General features: G+C 64.5%; 12 protein-coding genes and 1 other RNA gene. 11 read left to right on the top strand and 2 right to left on the bottom strand.

The genetic code is table 11. The features are described 5' to 3' along the window. Positions 1–199 precede the first annotated feature (199 nt). The 4 genes from HMPREF1023_RS05430 (at position 200) to hisS (ending at position 5,276) form a co-directional block, all read left to right on the top strand. Positions 200–613 carry a PadR family transcriptional regulator gene (locus tag HMPREF1023_RS05430; protein WP_009609487.1) on the top strand — a complete coding sequence of 138 codons (414 nt, stop codon included), beginning with the start codon at positions 200–202 and terminating at the stop codon, positions 611–613. A gap of 34 nt (positions 614–647) precedes the next feature. Continuing rightward, positions 648–1,028 carry a NifB/NifX family molybdenum-iron cluster-binding protein gene (locus tag HMPREF1023_RS05425; RefSeq protein WP_009305176.1) on the top strand — a complete coding sequence of 127 codons (381 nt, stop codon included), beginning with the start codon at positions 648–650 and terminating at the stop codon, positions 1,026–1,028. 117 nt (positions 1,029–1,145) lie between these two features. After that, positions 1,146–3,836 (top strand): hypothetical protein, encoded by a 2,691-nt coding sequence (locus HMPREF1023_RS05420; protein ID WP_009305175.1) that lies wholly within the window; start codon positions 1,146–1,148, stop codon positions 3,834–3,836. Positions 3,837–3,902: 66 nt separating this feature from the next. Continuing rightward, a complete protein-coding gene (gene hisS / locus HMPREF1023_RS05415; RefSeq protein WP_009305174.1) occupies positions 3,903–5,276 on the top strand; it encodes a histidine--tRNA ligase in 1,374 nt (457 codons plus the stop codon). 93 nt (positions 5,277–5,369) lie between these two features. On the opposite strand, the gene HMPREF1023_RS05410 is transcribed toward hisS, so the two are convergent. Then, the gene (locus HMPREF1023_RS05410; RefSeq protein WP_009305173.1) at positions 5,370–7,136 is read right to left on the bottom strand and encodes an FAD-dependent oxidoreductase; all 1,767 of its coding nucleotides are present in this window, start codon (positions 7,134–7,136) and stop codon (positions 5,370–5,372) included. Between the two features lie 238 nt (positions 7,137–7,374). Between HMPREF1023_RS05410 and HMPREF1023_RS05405 the strand changes: the two genes are divergently transcribed. The 4 genes from HMPREF1023_RS05405 (at position 7,375) to aspS (ending at position 11,771) form a co-directional block, all read left to right on the top strand. Then, a complete protein-coding gene (locus HMPREF1023_RS05405) occupies positions 7,375–8,856 on the top strand; it encodes a helix-turn-helix transcriptional regulator (RefSeq protein WP_009305172.1) in 1,482 nt (493 codons plus the stop codon). A gap of 179 nt (positions 8,857–9,035) precedes the next feature. Continuing rightward, positions 9,036–9,428 carry an argininosuccinate lyase gene (locus HMPREF1023_RS05400; RefSeq protein ID WP_009305171.1) on the top strand — a complete coding sequence of 131 codons (393 nt, stop codon included), beginning with the start codon at positions 9,036–9,038 and terminating at the stop codon, positions 9,426–9,428. Then, entirely contained in the window at positions 9,425–9,838 is a 414-nt protein-coding gene (locus tag HMPREF1023_RS05395; protein WP_035578422.1) for a type II toxin-antitoxin system VapC family toxin, read from the top strand. Before HMPREF1023_RS05400 ends, HMPREF1023_RS05395 begins: the two co-directional genes overlap by 4 nt. Before the next feature lie 154 nt (positions 9,839–9,992). Then, complete coding sequence (gene aspS, locus HMPREF1023_RS05390) at positions 9,993–11,771, top strand: aspartate--tRNA ligase (RefSeq protein ID WP_009305169.1); 1,779 nt, start codon at positions 9,993–9,995, stop codon at positions 11,769–11,771. A gap of 85 nt (positions 11,772–11,856) precedes the next feature. Here aspS and HMPREF1023_RS05385 read toward each other — a convergent pair whose 3' ends face one another. Continuing rightward, a complete protein-coding gene (locus HMPREF1023_RS05385) occupies positions 11,857–13,317 on the bottom strand; it encodes a radical SAM protein (protein WP_009305168.1) in 1,461 nt (486 codons plus the stop codon). Positions 13,318–13,640: 323 nt separating this feature from the next. On the opposite strand from HMPREF1023_RS05385, the gene ffs reads away from it, so the two are divergent. From ffs to dnaX, 3 genes are all read left to right on the top strand, one after another. Continuing rightward, positions 13,641–13,736: signal recognition particle sRNA small type (gene ffs, locus HMPREF1023_RS15180), an RNA gene on the top strand. A gap of 36 nt (positions 13,737–13,772) precedes the next feature. After that, a complete protein-coding gene (locus HMPREF1023_RS05380) occupies positions 13,773–14,612 on the top strand; it encodes a VTT domain-containing protein (RefSeq protein ID WP_009305167.1) in 840 nt (279 codons plus the stop codon). A 20-nt stretch (positions 14,613–14,632) separates the two neighbouring features. Beyond that, a partial coding sequence (dnaX, locus tag HMPREF1023_RS05375; RefSeq protein ID WP_009305166.1) for a DNA polymerase III subunit gamma/tau occupies positions 14,633–16,152 on the top strand: 1,520 nt, incomplete at its 3' end.

Below are 16,152 nucleotides of genomic sequence, written 5' to 3'. Positions count from 1 at the left end.
GCCTTCGAGTAATCCGTCTCCGGCCTTATTCGCCCTCTTCTTTCTCCCATTGTCTACTGCTTCCCTTTTCCTTGCGTTCCGCATGCGCCGAAGCGCCGTTGGGACAACTCGCTTGCTATATATGTTGACAACATGCATGCTTAAGGAGTATAGATGTTATTAGCATATAGAGGCGAGCTTGCGGAAGGAAGTGGGGCCTATGCCGAGAGACGATTGCGGCGGAGAGGGTGCGGCGCGTCAGCCGTGTTGTCGACGCCGCGGAGGCGGCGGCGGGGCGTTGGTCGAGCCTGCCGCCCTTGCAGCATTGCTGTATGCGGGCGGATATGGCTACGACATGCGCAAGGCGATCCTCGAGCGTACGAATGGCGAGGTGGATGTCGACGTAGGCGGCTTGTACCGGTCGCTCAGACGGCTCGAGGACGAAGGTGCGGTGGCATCTCGATGGTGCGACGAGGACGTTGGGCCGCGCCGTCGCGAGTACGAGCTGACGCAGCAGGGAGTCGAACTGGCCGAACAGTGGCTCGATGCGCTTCGGGCGCGACGGCGCCTCGATGATTTGCTGGTCGAGTTGCTGGAAGGCGGCTTGGCGGAGCTGAAACGAAACGACGTTTGAAGTATTATCCGGACATGAATGAAAGAAGGGCGAGATGGGCGAGACGATGAAGCTTGCGGTGCCGACGATGGGCGAAGCGGGGTTGGAATCCGAGCGCGCGGGGCATTTCGGCCACTGCGACTGCTTCACTGTGGTGGAGATCGCCGATGGCGAGATCACGGGTACGAGCGAGGTGGCCAACCCTCCGCACGAGGAAGGCGGGTGCATGCGTCCGGTCGGCTTGTTGGCCAAAGCCGGAGTGGACGCTATCGTGGCGGCGGGCATGGGCATGCGCCCGCTCACGGGCTTCAACCAGGCGGGCATCACGGTGTACTTCGAAAACCAGACGCCGATCGTGGGTGATGCGGCGAAGCTGGTGGCTGCGGGCAGCGTGCCGGTGATGAGTGCGGACAACGCGTGCAACCATCACCACTGATCATCTGTTTGACGAGGTCGTTCGAACACCCTCGAAGCTTGGGCTTCGAGGGTGTTCTTCTTTGCGCGTTTGAAAGGTCATGCTATGCTGCAAGGAAGCGAATGAAAGGACGAAGCGGTGCGGCAACTCGATGAAGAAGGCAGATATCGTCTCGGGGCAGCGGACCTTCTGACGTCGAAGCGCTGCGTGCTGGAAGGGGCGGTGCCTCCGATCGCTATCACGCAGGAGGAGCCTGTTCGGTCGTACGGTTGGGTGAGCAAGGGGCTGCCGACGCCCGCCACGGGCGGACTCTATGTTGTCGAGTTCTTCGGAAAAAGCGATATCGCGATCTTGGCTTATATCGATCCGTTCGGGCGCGTGTTTTCGACGAGCGAAGCGTCTGCCGTGCCTCCGGCGAGGACTCCCGATCTGACGTTCGCGAGGGTTCCCCAGCAGGCTGCCGGAGAAGAGCTGGGGTGCGTGTACGTCCATGAAAGCGACGGGTCGAAAAAAGATGTTGCCCAGTACCGCTGCGCAAGCGGCCGCTATGCGCTGTTCGATTCTTGGTACGACTTCGGCCCGTACGACATGAACTTGACGTACGAAGACGCGATGGCTCGGGCGTATTTGGCGTTCGTGCTGCGTCCTTCGCTCGGAGCGCCGTCGGTACCCGAGCGCGGCATCGGCGGCGTGTTCGAGCGGCTGAAGGGTGACAAGCCCTTGACGGCGATGCGATCCATCGTGGAGGACGCGCGCTGTGCCGAGGACGATCCGGTGTGCAAGCCTCCTGCGCTCGTCAGCTGCTTGGCGCACTGGCTGACCGAGGCGGGGCTGGACAAACTGGCAGGGGTCAAGGACGAGGCGCTGCGCTTGGTTCGCACCGTGCGCTACGCCAACACCTATTATCTAGGCGTGGAAGACGGGGAAGCTCCTATCACGATCGAGACGGTGTGGGCGATCGAGGCTGCGCTCAATCGGTTTCTGCTGGTAAGCGAGGCGTTCGGCGATCGCGCCTCGATGGCAACGGAGGCGGATTGCGCTCGGTGGGACGCCTATCTGCTGGAAACGGTGGCTGCGCAGCGTCCAGTGATGGACGGGCCTGCGGATGCGCCTGCGGCAGAGCGGGCGGGCGAATGGAGCGTGCGGTGCGCGATAGGGGCGATGCTCGAGCGGTTGCGGCTTCCGGTGCGTTTGGACGCGTCGATGCGCTTCGACGTGGAGGCGGGGGCGGCGGCGTTCGATCTGAAGGTTCCGGGCGCGTCGCTCATGCCGTCGTGGGCGTGGCGGGAGGAAAGCGGCTGGGTGCAGGCGAGCGAGCGCGATCGGGACGCGCAGGCGCATCGCTACGCGCTGCATCTGGGGCTGGTGCTGGCTGCTGCTGCATTCGACGCTTCGTCTGGAATCCGACGCGTCGACATCGTGGCGCGGCCGTGCGAGAACGCGGCGCCGAGCTCGAGCGACGAAAGTAAGGGAGAGTTTCCGCGCGAGTCGTCTGCGCGGGCGTTCGTGCAGACGACGTTCGCTCGGGAAACGTACGAGGCGTTCGGACGCTTCGAGGATGCGCGCGCCGGCGACCCGTTGCCGCCGTATGCGGCGAGCGGGGCGATCTTCGATGTGGAGGCGGCCGAAGCGTTCGCGTACGTCGACGCCCTTCCGTCGCACGAGCTGCGTCTGCAGATGCCGGAAGTGGTCGACGGGGCGTTGGCGGACGACATGCGCGTCCAGCTGGGCGCCGAGCGATGCAAGGACATGCGCATCACCTTTCATGCTGCGCGTCGCCGCATGGCCGAAGGCCTTGCCGACGAGATCGTGCGCGCTTCGAGCACGGCGGACGCCATCCGGCTCGTTCGCGCGGCGCAGGAGGAGGCGGCAGTCCAGGACGACGACCGTACGGTAGCGTCGTGCACGCGGCTCATGGCGGCGCTTGCCGAAGGCGAGATCGGCTTGGGCGATCAGAACGCAGTGGTGGCGCGCTTCCTCGGAGAGGATCGGTGCCTTGCGGCGCTCGGACGTGCTCGGTCGTTGTCTACGAGCGGCGACCAGGAGACGGCGGTGCAGGTGCTCATCGATGCCGTAGGGGAAGCGGCGGCCCTTGACGGGTTCGTGGACGGCGCGACCACCGTGTACCGTTCGTTCGACTCGTACGCGTCGCGCGTGCTGTACAACCGTGCGCGGGCGGGTGCGGGCGCTCCGTCGCGCGCTTCGGCGGATGCGGGCAAGCGGGTGGAGGTGGTCCCCGATTCCTACTACCTGTGCCATCTGGAGATCACGCAGCTTTTGGAGCACTCGTTCGAGCGTACCGAAGAGGCGTTGCGGTTCGGCCAGCGCGCCATCGAGCTGGGGCCTGCGACGGCAGCCGGCTACCGTCAGCTGGGTCGCGCTTACATGTTGGTGGGCGACATGGAGAACGCCGCCGCGGTGCTGGAGGAGGGACTGCTGATCGCCGTGCAGCCCAGCGACATCGCCATGGCGTACTACCAGCTTGCGTACGTGCTGTGGAAGGCGGGACGGCCGCAGGCGGGCGCGGCATGCTACCTTAAATCGCTCATGACCTCGTCGTCGATGGCGATGCAGGCCACGGCCGAACTCCAGGAGCTGGTGGAGGAGACGGGCGTGGCGCTGCCGCCGAGGGAAGTCGTCGACGAAGAACTGGCGAAGCATGCGGTGCCGGTGGCGCCTACCGCCGAGGTGCTCGAAGCGTTGGGCTCCGGCGCGTCCGCTGCCGTCGATGTCGGGATGTTCCCCGTCGCACGCAACCTGCTGGCCCTGCGCCTGCGCTACCGTCCGGACGACGCGCTGGTGAACGTGCTCCGTTCGTTGGGCGAGTGATGGCGGCTTCGCGGGTGTTTGCGCTACAATAGACCGATTCAGAATGCGAGAGACGAAGGATACGCCATGGCTTTGCAAGCTCCCGAAGGAACGAAGGACCTCCTGCCCGACGAGGCGAAATTCTGGGCGCACTTCAAGGCGACGGCCGCCGACATGTTCGGTCGCTACGGCTATGTGACTATCGAGACGCCCGTCTTCGAGCAGACCGAGCTGTTCGTGCGCGGCATCGGCGAGGCTACCGATGTCGTGTCGAAGGAGATGTTCACGGCGATCTCGGGCGAGAACCTGAACAAGCTTCTGGGCGGCGGCACCATCAAGGGCAAGAGCCGCCTGTCGCTGCGTCCCGAAGGCACGGCGGGTGTGGTGCGCGCGGTGGTGCAGCACGATCTGGTGCCGCAGGGCGCGGCTCCGGCGAAGCTCATGTACGCAGGCCCGATGTTCCGCGCCGAGCGTCCGCAGAAGGGTCGCCAGCGTCAGTTCAACCAGGTAGGCGTCGAGTGCCTGGGCGCCGAAGATCCCAGCGTGGACGCCGAGGGCATCATCATGCTCATGCGCTTCTTTGCCGCCATCGGCATTCCCGTGGACGCCACGCGCCTTCTGGTGAACTCTATGGGCTGCGAGCAGTGTCGCCCGGCGTACCGCGATGCCGTGAAGGCGTACATGGACGCGCATGCGGACGAGCTGTGCGACGAGTGCAAGCGCCGCGCGGAGATCAACCCGCTGCGCGCGTTCGATTGCAAGAACCCCGACTGCGCCGCCGTGATGGCCGATGCGCCGAAGATCACCGAGCACCTATGCGACGACTGCCGCGAGCACTACGACACCGTGAAGGCGTACCTCGGCGGCGCGGGCCTTTCCTTCGAGGAGGATCCGAAGCTGGTGCGCGGCTTGGACTACTACACGCGCACGGTGTTCGAAGTGCAGGTGACCGAGGGTATGGGCAGCCAGAACGCCATCGGTGGCGGAGGGCGCTACGACAAGCTGGCCGAGGAGGTGGGCGGGCGCCCCACGCCCGGCTTCGGCTTCGCGCTGGGCTACGAGCGGTGCGCGTTGGCGCTGCAGGCGGCGGGCTACGAGTTCCCCGCGGCTCGGCGCTGCGACTTCTTCGTGGCCTGCGTGGACGACTCGGTGCGCGCGGAGGCGTTCTCGCTCGTTCAGGCTTGCCGTGACGCGGGGCTCATCGGCGAGATGGATCATCAGCATCGCAGCTTGAAGAGCCAGTTCAAGCTGGCCGACAAGCTGGGCGCCGTCGTCGTGGCGGTGCTGGGTCCCGACGAGCTGGCCGCCGGCCAGGTGAAGGTGCGCAACATGCGGACGCACCAGGAGAGCGCGGCGGATCTCGCCGCGCTGAAGAAGCTGCTGGCGCATTTCGGCGGCGAGCCGTTCGGCGGAGAGGCGGATTCCCTCGAGGCTATGCTGGGCAAGCTGGAAGCCCGATAGCCGTCAGCGTGCGGGAGGGGCGATAGCGAGCAAGACGACGAAGGCGGCCGAGAGGCCGCCTTCGCTTGGGAGGGGGAGGATCTTGTTAGAGGCTTACCATTTCCCGGCGCTCAGGTTCTTGCCGAGCAGGTAGCCGAAGGTGGTGCAGGCCCCGCCCAGGTTGATGCCGGGCACCTTGTAGTCGTACACGTCGCCGTACATGTCTCCCACGACCGTGCCCACGCCGTACAGGCCGGGGATGGGGTCGTTTTGGCTATCGCACACGTGCATCTGGATGTCGGTGTTGAGGCCTCCTGTGATGCATAGCGTGTAAGGCTCGTTTTTGATGCCGTAGAACGGGGGCTGCTTCACTGGCAGCAGGAAGCGCTTGTCCTTGTGGAACTCGTCGTCGAGGCCCGTCTCGCAGTACGAGTTGTACCGTTCGACCTGGGCGAGGAACTCCTCGCGCGGCAGGCCCAGACCGTCGGCCAGCTCTTCGAGCGTGTCGGCCTTCACGGCGTTCTCGGCCATCGTGGCGTCGAAGCCGGCGTACTCGTCGGTGGTGGTCCAATCGGTGTTGGGGTCGAACAGCGCCTGGATGGCGTCGTAGACCTCCTGCGTGTCGCGCGGCTCGCCGCCCACGCGGTCGCTCTGCCAGGGGGCGGAGTCCTGCACCCAGTTCTCGTCCCAGATGAGGAACGCGCATCCGTCGGGCTGCACGCGCTGCGGATAGGGCATGTAGCCGTACGTGCAGTTCTCGTTGGAGTAGCGCACGCCCTTCTTGTTCACCAGCAGGCCGGGGAACGTGGTGAGCGCGCCTTCCGCCCACCAGCGGCAGGGCAGCACTTCGTCGCCCATCGTGGCCAGCATGGGGGCGTTCGGCGTGTACTTCTGCCAGGACGCGCCGATCCACAGCGCCAGCTTGAGGCCGCTGCCGTCGTAGACGCCGCCGTAGCCGAAGGGCAGCGCCATGGGGCAGTACTTCGCCACCATGTCCTTGTCCTGCGAGAAGTCGCCCGTGGCCAGCACGACGCCCTTCGTGGCCTTGTAGCGGGTGTACTCGCCGTCGTGCTTGGCCACGCAGCCGGTGACGCGGCCGGTGTTGTCGCCCTCGCGGTCGAGCTGCACGGCGGTGGTGCTGAAGAAGACCTGGCCGCCGCCCTTCTGGATTTCCTCGGTCAGCGCTTCGACGACGATCTGCTGCGACGCGCCGGCCGCTTGGGCACCCTCGGCGACGAAGGAGTGGGATACGTTCAGCGTTTTGAGCGGGCCGCCGTCCCACCAGTCGGTGCCGCCGTCGCGCTGGTTGTTCTCGATGACGGCGGAGATGCCGTAGGGCTCCATCTTGTCCATGAGCCAGTTCATGGCGTTGCCAGACTCGTTGTAGACGAGCCACCACTTCTCCTGGTCGAGGCGGAAGCTGTTCGACGCGAAGATCTCCTGGAAGATGGGTTCGATCTCCTCGCGGGTGAAGTCGAGGCCCAGCTCGTGGGTGAGGCGCGTGTTGAACGCCGCGTTGGAGCCGCCGCGCGACACGGGGCCGTCGCTCGAGGCGATTACCACGACGTCGGCGCCTTCCTCGACGGCGGACGTGGCGGTGACGAGGCCGCCCACGCCGGCGCCGATGACGAGGATCTCGCATTCCACGGTGTTTCCGATCTTGCTCTCGTCCACGGGCTCGGGCGGAATCTCGAAGTTCCACTTCGCGTTCGTGAATTTCTCGGCATCGAGCACGAGGTCGCCCGATGCGGCGGCGACGGTTTCCTTATCCTGCGGCGCGCATCCGGCCAAGCCGAGCGTGCCCGCCGCGGCCGCGGCGGCTCCGGCCACCGTGGCGCCCTTCAGGAAGCTGCGACGATCCATCGACCTTGCTGTTTCCATGTTCCCTCCTTCGTTCGGATGATCCCCTGCCGAGCGCTGCGGCGACGTCTTTCGCTTCGTCTTGCGCGACGCTCGACGGGATGTAGCGTATGATCGATCGGGCCGGCGCGCGTCACTCAAAACGTGGCATTGGCGGCTTCGAAGGCAAGCGGCGCGCATCTCACTCGAAATGCGTTATTCCTTGGCGGCGCCGTCATTTATACTGGCACCATGGCATCGCGTCCATGGAAGGGGAGTCATGGAAAAGGGGAGAGCCGATACCGAAGGAGGCTCCGCGCTGTTCGTCCGCCCGACGGTGCTGGACGCAGGAATCGGGGTGCTGTACTTCTTCACGTCGCACATGGTCATCCGGGCGATGTACTCGATCGGGGTTGATCGCACGTCGACGGAGCTGTCCGTGTTCTTCCTCGTGGTCATCGCATCGGTCATCGCGGCGCATCTGCTGTCGAGGCCGCTGCTGCGGGCGCGCCGGTTCGCGGAATCGGCTTTGGGGATACCGGCGGTCAGCGTGACGGCGGCGTTGGGAGCCACGCTTGCGCTTGTGTCGATGCTGCCGGTGGTGGACGTGGGGCTGTTCTACGTGTCGGGCGCCTTGCTGGGGCTTGCCTGCGGGTGGATCATCGTCATCTGGACGTCGACCATCCACGCTTCGCGGCCCGAGAGCGCCTCGTTCTACCTCGATCCGGCGCTCGTGGTGGCCGTCGTGTGCTATTTTCTGTTCCGCTGCGTCAGCTCGTTCTCGGACACGATCGCGCAGGGGTTCCTGCTCGCGCTGCCGCTGGTGACCATCGCGTGCATCATCCGCGCCGCCAAGCCCGCCGACGAGGGCGATGCGCCGGCGCTGGGCGAGGGGACGCAGGCGCTGCAAGTGCTGGTGGCGGTTGCGGCGGCGTTCGCCATCGGGTGCAGCGTGACCGTGTACTTGGCGGGGCGCGAGAACGACGTGCTGTCGTCCGGTCTCAACTACATGGTGCTGTTCGAGGTGCTGGCGGTCATCCTCATGGCGTTCTGCTGCTGGCTGATGAGCCGGTTCTCGCAGCAACGGGGCGCGCTGTCGCCGCGCGGCACCGCGCTGCTGACGCTGTGCGTGTGCTATCTGCCCCTGTTCTCCATCGGGCTGGTGATGGGCGGGGCGGCCATCCCGTCGAACGCGCCGGACGCGCTGTGGGAGAGCAACGTGTGGGTGCTGCTCATCGCCATCTTCGCTTACGACATCCGCGATTCGGTGTACGCCATCCGCGGGTTGGCCGTGGGGCTGATGTTCGAGGCCATGTGCATCGGCCAGCTGATCGCGCGCGTGTCCACGCTGAGCTTCTCGTCGTGCGCGCTTGCGGTGGCCGGGGCGCTGACGGCGCTGTACTTCTTCAGCGTGGGAAGGCAGCTGCTGCGCGGGGTGCCGAAGAGGAAGCGGCCGCGCGAGGAGGAGAGGCGGGCCGAGGAGCCGCGGGCGCGCGCCGAGGAGGAGACGGGAGACGAGGCGATGCCGTCCGAGATGCTGGCGTACTGCCGCAAGCTCGCGCTGGAGAACGGCTTGACGCCGCGGGAGGCCGAGATACTCGGGCTCATCGCCATGGGGCGCAGCGCGAAGTACATCGCCGAGGAGCTGACGATCTCGCACAACACGACGCGCACCCATATCAAGCACGTATACGAGAAGCTGAACATCCACTCGAAGCAGGAGCTGCTCGACCTCGTGCTGTTCGGGTCGGGATTGATGTGAGGCGCGCCCGCGCCGCCGGGAGGGGGCGGCGTGTTCGCGAGGGGCGGGATAGGCAAACGTCTTAAAAGGCACCTGCCCCTGTTTACGGCATTGATCAGTGTCGCGTGGGGCGCCGGTGGCGTTTGAGTGCTCGGTCATGTATACTACATGCATATCGCAGTTTCTTGAAAGGAGCCCTCATGCCGGCTTTGCAGGTGCGAGATTTTCCCGACGATTTGTACGAGCAGTTGAAGGCGTATGCGGCCAGCCAGCATCGCAGCATCGCGCAGCAGACCATCGTGGCGGTGGAGCAGATGCTGGAGGCCGCCGACGCGCAGCATTATTGGGACGGGCATGACCTGCACCGCCTGGAGCGGCGCCCGCGTTACTTCGACTTCGACACCGAGGCGAAGCGAGCCGCGCGCATCGAGAAGCGCAAGGAGCTGTTCGCGGAGATCGACAAGCTGCCGAAATTTGACGTTCCGGATGATTTTCCGGACACGGTGGAACTCATACGCCAGGGTCGCGAGGAGCGGGATGCGATTATCGACGCGATGATTGCTGCCGAGAAGCAGAAGGCGGTCGAAGCATGATAGTCCTTGATTGTTCTGCGGCGGTTGACATGGTAAGGGAGACCGAAGCCGGTCGAGCTCTGAGGCAATTGATGCTTGAAGGAGAAGAGGTAATCAGCTCTCAGCTCTTTCTCATTGAGGTGTCGAATGCTTTTTGGAAATACCATAAAGCGGGTCTTCTTGATGAGAAAACGGTATGCGCCAACATCGAGAAAGCGATCGCTCTCGTAGACGAGTTCTGTGATCTTGATAAAACCCAGTGCTGCGAGGCCACGAAAGAAGCGATGCGCTTGCGCCATCCCGTTTACGACATGCTGTACTTCGTGCTCGCGCGGCGCAATGCGGCCACGTTGTTCACGCTGGATCGCAAGCTGCAACAGTTGTGCTTGGACAACGGGGTGAACTGCGTGCTGACGGACACCGAGTTCTAGCGGGGCGTTCGCGCGCATTTTGCATGAAACCGGACGCCTATTTCGACCCGCACTCCCTCGATGCTGTACAATGACTAAGTTTGAGTAACATCTGCCGCGCACCTGTTGGGCGGCAGATGCAGATAGCGGTGCTGAGGAGCAAGGAACCAACTCTATGACGGACTTCATGAACGAATACTGCATGCATACCGCCACGTGCGGCGAGCTGCGCAAAGGCGACGTCGGCCGCGAGGTCGTGCTGACGGGCTGGGCGTGGCACAATCGCGACCACGGCGGGCTCATCTTCATCGACCTGCGCGACCGCGCGGGCTACACGCAGGTGGTCGTCGACCCTGACTGCGTGAGCGCCGACGACTTCGCGAAGGCCGAGCACCTGGGTCGCGAGTACGTGCTGAAGGTCGCGGGCACGGTGCGCGAGCGCGGGGCGGAAGCCGTGAACCCCAACATGGCCACGGGCGAGATCGAAGTGCTGGCGAAGTCCGTCGAGGTCCTGAACACGAGCGTGACGCCGCCGTTCTCCATCGAGGACGGCATCGAGACGGACGAGACCACGCGCATGAAGTGGCGCTACCTGGACATCCGCCGTCCCGAGATGTTCGAGGCCCTGCACTTGCGCCATAAGGTGGCCCAGGCCATGCGCGGCGCCCTGAACGAGCGCGGCTTTCTGGAGGTGGAGACGCCCATCCTGGCGAACTCCACGCCCGAGGGCGCACGCGACTACATCGTGCCGAGCCGCCCGAACCCGGGCCGTTTCTACGCGCTGCCCCAGAGCCCCCAGCAGTTCAAGCAGATGCTGATGGTGGGGGGCATCGAGCGCTATTACCAGATCGCCCGCTGCTTCCGCGACGAGGACCTGCGCGCCGACCGCCAGCCCGAGTTCACGCAGGTGGACATCGAGATGGGCTTCGTGCAGGGCGAGGACGTGATGAACCTCATGGAGGACGTCATGGCCGAGACGCTGGCGGCCGTGGGCGTGGAGCACGCCTTCCCGCTTGAGCGCATGCAGTACCGCGAGTCCATGGACCGCTTCGGCAACGACCGTCCCGACACGCGCTTCGGCATGGAGCTGGTGGACATCACCGACATCGTGAAGAACACGGGCTTCAAGGTGTTCTCGAGCGTGGCGCAGTCCGGCGGCGTGGTGAAGGCCATCAACGCGAAGGGCGCGGGCGACTGGAGCCGCGGCGACGTGGAGAAGCTGGCCGACATCGCAGCCGAGAACGGCGCGAAGGGCATGGCCTGGATCGCGTTCACGACCGACGGCAAGGAGAAGAGCCCCATCATCAAGTTCTTCAGCGACGAGGAGTTCGCCGCGCTGAAGGAGGCCATGGACGTGGAGCCGGGCGACCTTCTGCTGTTCGCCGCCGACACCTACGAGGTGGCGAGCGCCGTGCTGAGCGCGCTGCGCCTGCACATGGCCGATGCGCTGAACGTGCCGCGCGAGGGCCATCAGCTGCTGTGGGTGGTGAACTTCCCCATGTTCAAGTACGACGAGGACGAGAAGAAGTACGCCGCCGAGCATCATCCGTTCACCCACGTGCTGGACGAGGACGTGGACAAGATCGAGAGCGACCCGCTGGCATGCGGCAGCTACAGCTACGACCTGGTCATGGACGGCTTCGAGGTGGGCGGCGGCACCATCCGTATCCACAACGCCGACGAGCAGCGCGCCGTGCTGCGCACGTGCGGCTTGACGGACGAGGAGATCGAGGAGAAGTTCGGCCACCTCATCCACGCGCTTGAGCTGGGCGCCCCGCCGCATGGCGGCATCGCGCTGGGCCTCGACCGTCTGGTCATGCTGCTGGGCGGCAAGGCGTCCATCCGCGACGTCATCGCCTTCCCGAAGACGAGCTCCGCGAGCGACCCGATGACCGGCGCCCCGAGCGCCGTGACGGGCCGCCAGCTCAAGGAAGTCAACCTGCGCACGCTGTAGGGAAGCGAGCGAAAGAGCGCATCGAGGGGCTCGTTGATCTCAACGGGCCCCTGTTCTATCCGAATGCGTTGTCGTCTGCGCCGGACTACGCCGCTGGTTCGCCGGTCTGGGCCTTGTCTTCCAAAGGCTTGCGCTGCCGGTTCAGGCGATCGAACTTGTTCTTATCGGTTTCGGCCATGCCTTGGCCGGGATCGTGACGTTTATCGAACAGCGGATCGGCAGGGTCGGTCCAGATGCGCTCGGCCACAGGTTCCCATTCCTCGATGGAGCGCGTGCACTTGGCGCACAGGTTGCGTGCGCTTTCCTTCGCCTGCAGGTCGGTGGAGTGGGCGCCGGCGGTTTCCACCATGTCCGCCAGCACGTCCTGGTTCTCCAAGATGGGGCAGGGACGCAGCAAGTTGTCGTTGAACGGCTGCCGCTCGTAGTACTGCATGAAGATCGGAGATTTCAGGGCATCGAGCAACGTCGTCTCGCGTATGTTCGCGTTGGCGTAGTGCGCGAACACGCACGGCTCCACGTCGCCGGCGGCGTTGATATGCAGATAGCGTCGTCCGCCGGCGATGCATCCGCCCACGAACTCGCCATCGTTTTGGAAATCGAGGGTGAACAGCGGTTTCTTGCTGCGCATCTCGCGGACGAAGCGGTAGAGGCGTTCGCGCTGGTCGGCTTGCACCATGAGTTCGACGGGCGCGTCCACGCCTACGGGCATGTAGGTGAATATCCAGGCGAATAGGACGCCCTGGCCGATCATCCAGTCGAAGAACTCCTCGGAGGCGATGGAATCGGCGTTGGCTGACGTGTAGCAGCACGAGACGCCGAAGGGGAGCCCGTGCTGTTTGAGCAGGCGCATTGCCCGGACGACCTTTTGGTACGTGCCCTCGCCGCGGCGTCCATCGGTTGCTTCCTCGAAGCCTTCCACGCTGATGGCGGGGATGAAGTTCTTCACGCGCAGCAAATCTTGGCAAAACTCTTCGTCTATGAGCGTCGCGTTGGTGAACGAGAGGAACGAGCAGTCGGAATGCGCTTCGCAGAGCGCGATGAGATCCCGCTTGCGCACGAGCGGCTCGCCGCCGGTGTAGATGTACACGTAGGTGCCGAGCTCGGTGCCTTGGCGGATAATGGAGTCCAGTTCGTCGTAGGAGAGGTTTTCCTGGTGACCGTACTCGGCGGCCCAACAACCGGTGCAGTGCAAGTTGCAGGCGCTCGTAGGATCCATGAGGATGGCCCAGGGCACGTTGCAGCGGTGCTTCTCGCGCATGGTCTCCTGCTTTGGCCATGCCATGAGGTTGCCGTCAACGAGGAACGTCTTGATGAAGTCGTTGCGCATCACGGGATTCAGCTCGAGCAAGCGCGTGATGAGCTGGTACCAATTGCTCTGCTGGTCGATAGCGTTGCGGAAGGCGGTCCTCTGACTGGGGAACAAGTCGGCAGGTGCTACCTTGTCCAGCATATCCATGATCTTGGTGGCGTTGCGCTCGGGGTCTTCCAAGAGATAATCGAGCGTCTTCTCGAAGGCCGCGTGCTTGATCTGATCGGTTGCCTTCATCGCTTCCTCCTCTTATGCATTGATTGTTCCACGTATGCCGAATAATCATCTTACGTAGATTCCGGTAACGAAATGAAGAAGGGCGATCGCCAAGTTGGAAACGAATGGATCTATCTGGGTGTTCTGCAGAGGATCGGGTTCGATCAACTTTGCTGGAAAGACGACGGCTTGCGATGGCGCGGCGCCGCAAGGCAAAGGATTCCTGCGGTCTCGACGGCGAACGCGATGGTCGAGACTGTGTGCTTTTGGTTGCTTCAGAGGGTTGGGGTTCGACCGGATTTTGCGCTTCCTTTATACTGGAGTGGTTGTTGTTTTGAGTATCTCGAATGGGCCGGGGCGGCGCCATGTTCCGAACCTGGTCAGGTCCGGGAGGAAGCAGCCATAAGGGACCGCTGGCGAGCGCCCCTGCCTATTCGAGATACTTTTTTGTATCGGGCTGCGACCGCGAGGACGACATGGACATCATCAATTTCTTCGTCAACCTGCTCTCGGATCCGCGGGGGGCTATCGCGGGCTGGATTATCGCGCTGGGGCCGCTGTGGGTGTACTCGCCGCTGTTTCTCATCGTGTTCGTGGAGACGGGTCTTGTGTTCTTCCCGTTTTTGCCGGGCGATTCGCTGTTGTTCGCGGCGGGCGTGTTCTCTGCCGACGGTGGAGGGTTGAACGTCTGGGCTACGCTCATCGTGTTCTACGTTGCCGCTATCTTGGGCAACACGTCGAATTACTGGATCGCGCGGTTCTTCGGCGCGCGCATCATCGATTCCGGCAAAGTGAAAGCGCTCACGCCTGAACGCATGAGCAAGCTCGACCATTTCTTTGCCAAATACGGCGGGCTCACCATCGTCATCACGCGCTTCATGCCGTTCTTCCGCACGTTCGCCCCGTTCATTGCGGGTACCGGCCATATGAACTTCGGCAAGTTCACGCTGTTCAACTGCATCGGCGGCATAGCCTGGGTCAGCCTGTTCGTTTTGGTGGGATACTTCTTCGGCGGTATTCCGCTCGTGCAGGATCACTTCGAGGTCATCGTGCTGGGCATTGTCGCCGTGTCGGTGGCTCCGGCTATCATCGGCGCCGTCAAGGCCGCTATGAGCTCGCGCAAGAAGAAGACGGCTGACGGACGCACGCAGGCCCAAGCCGGGATCGATGCCGAATTGGTCGAGGAGCTCGAGCTGCGCGGCGCTCATGCGGCAGTCGAAGAAGGGCTCTCCGGCAAGCATGCGGCCCCTGTCGCGAAGGCGGTTCAGGAGATGCCGCACGGCGCTCATGCGAAGGCGGAGTCCGAAACGGAGTAGCAGGGAAGAGGGCGTACGCGATGGCAGAGGCACTTTACCGTAAATACCGGCCGCAGATCTTCGAAGACGTCGTCGGTCAGGAGCATATAGAGCGCACGATCAAAAACGCGATCGAACAGGACAAGGTGAGCCACGCCTACCTGTTCACGGGTCCGCGCGGCACCGGCAAGACCACCACGGCTCGTCTGCTGGCGAAAGCCTTGCTGTGCGAATGCGGCCCTACCCCCGAGCCTGACGGCACGTGCGATGACTGCGTGATGATTGCGAACGGCGAACATCCGGACGTCTACGAGCTGGACGCCGCGTCGCGTACGGGCGTGGAGAACGTGCGTGAGGAGATCATCGGTCGCGTCCAGTTCGCTCCTACGCGCGGGCGCTATAAGATCTATATCATCGACGAGGTTCACATGCTTTCGACGGCGGCGTTCAACGCGCTGTTGAAGACGCTCGAGGAGCCGCCGAGCCACGTGGTGTTCATCCTGGCCACCACCGATCCGCAGAAGGTGCCCGAGACCATCCATTCGCGTTGCCAGCGGTTCGACTTCCGCCGCATCTCGGCCGAGTCCATCGTGTCGCGCCTGGGTGCCATTTGCGTGTCCGAGGACGTGGAGTTCGAGGGCGAGGCGCTCGATCTGATCGCCCATCGCGCCGAAGGCGGCATGCGCAACGCGCTGACGTCGCTCGAGCAGCTGATCGCGTTCGGCGAGGGCAAGGTGACGATGGAGGTGGCCGAGAGGCTATTGGGCTCCATCGACACGAACGACCTGGCCGAGATCGTGCGCGCAATCGGTACGCGCGACGTGGCCTCGTGCTTCCGCTGGACGGCGGAGTACGTGGAAACGGGTGCGGATCTGGCGCAGTTCGTGCGCGATTTGGCCGAGCATATGCGCAACATGTACGTGCTGTCGCTGGCGGGCGCCGACGTGGCGCTTGAGGTGAGCGAAACCGTGCGGCGCGAGCTTGCGAGCGAGCTGCCGCTGTTCGGCCCTGACCGCCTGGCGCGCCTGCTGGGCGTGCTGGGCGACCTGTCGGCCGAGTTGAAGACGTCGACGAACCCGCGTCTGTCGTTCGAGATCGCGCTCACGCGCATGGTGCGGCCCGATTCCGACTTGACGCTGGAGGCTCTTGCCGAGCGCATCGAGGCGCTGGAGAGCGGGCACTCCGCGGTTGCGCACGTGATCGGGGGAGGGGCTGCTGCGGTTGCCGCCCCTCAGGTTGCGGCGGCTTCGGCTCCCCAGGTTTCGGTTGCGCCCGCGCCGGCTTCTCCGCCTGCATCCCCTGCGACCCAGGGGGCGCCGATGCCCGCCTCCCAGCCTTCCGCGGCTCCCGCTTCCGCTCCTGGTCCCGATCGCGCATCGTCGGCCGAACGCGCTGGGGCGGTGCCTGCCGCGCCGGTGCAACCCGTCGCTGCTCCGCAGGTTGCGGCGCCGTCGCGCGAGGCGGGCGGCGTCCCGCCGCAAGGGGCGGAGGGCGTTTCGGCTCCTCGACCCGCATCGCCCGTGACGCAATCTCAGGCTCCGTCCGCCGCGGCCCCCTCCGA

This window comes from Eggerthella sp. 1_3_56FAA, from assembly GCF_000185625.1.
Classification (GTDB): domain Bacteria; phylum Actinomycetota; class Coriobacteriia; order Coriobacteriales; family Eggerthellaceae; genus Eggerthella; species Eggerthella lenta.
Note: the sequence above shows the minus strand (reverse complement) of the source record. Positions and strands in the feature narration are given on the sequence as shown.

Bases quoted from the DNA above. Each gene is read 5' to 3' on its own strand.
- HMPREF1023_RS05405 (WP_009305172.1), top strand. From the start codon at position 7,375: ATGGAAAAGGGGAGAGCCGATACCGAAGGAGGCTCCGCGCTGTTCGTC.
- HMPREF1023_RS05385 (WP_009305168.1), bottom strand. From the start codon at position 13,317: ATGAAGGCAACCGATCAGATCAAGCACGCGGCCTTCGAGAAGACGCTC.
- HMPREF1023_RS05410 (WP_009305173.1), bottom strand. From the start codon at position 7,136: ATGGAAACAGCAAGGTCGATGGATCGTCGCAGCTTCCTGAAGGGCGCC.
- HMPREF1023_RS05430 (WP_009609487.1), top strand. From the start codon at position 200: ATGCCGAGAGACGATTGCGGCGGAGAGGGTGCGGCGCGTCAGCCGTGT.
- hisS (WP_009305174.1), top strand. From the start codon at position 3,903: ATGGCTTTGCAAGCTCCCGAAGGAACGAAGGACCTCCTGCCCGACGAG.
- HMPREF1023_RS05400 (WP_009305171.1), top strand. From the start codon at position 9,036: ATGCCGGCTTTGCAGGTGCGAGATTTTCCCGACGATTTGTACGAGCAG.
- HMPREF1023_RS05395 (WP_035578422.1), top strand. From the start codon at position 9,425: ATGATAGTCCTTGATTGTTCTGCGGCGGTTGACATGGTAAGGGAGACC.
- HMPREF1023_RS05380 (WP_009305167.1), top strand. From the start codon at position 13,773: ATGGACATCATCAATTTCTTCGTCAACCTGCTCTCGGATCCGCGGGGG.
- aspS (WP_009305169.1), top strand. From the start codon at position 9,993: ATGACGGACTTCATGAACGAATACTGCATGCATACCGCCACGTGCGGC.
- HMPREF1023_RS05425 (WP_009305176.1), top strand. From the start codon at position 648: ATGGGCGAGACGATGAAGCTTGCGGTGCCGACGATGGGCGAAGCGGGG.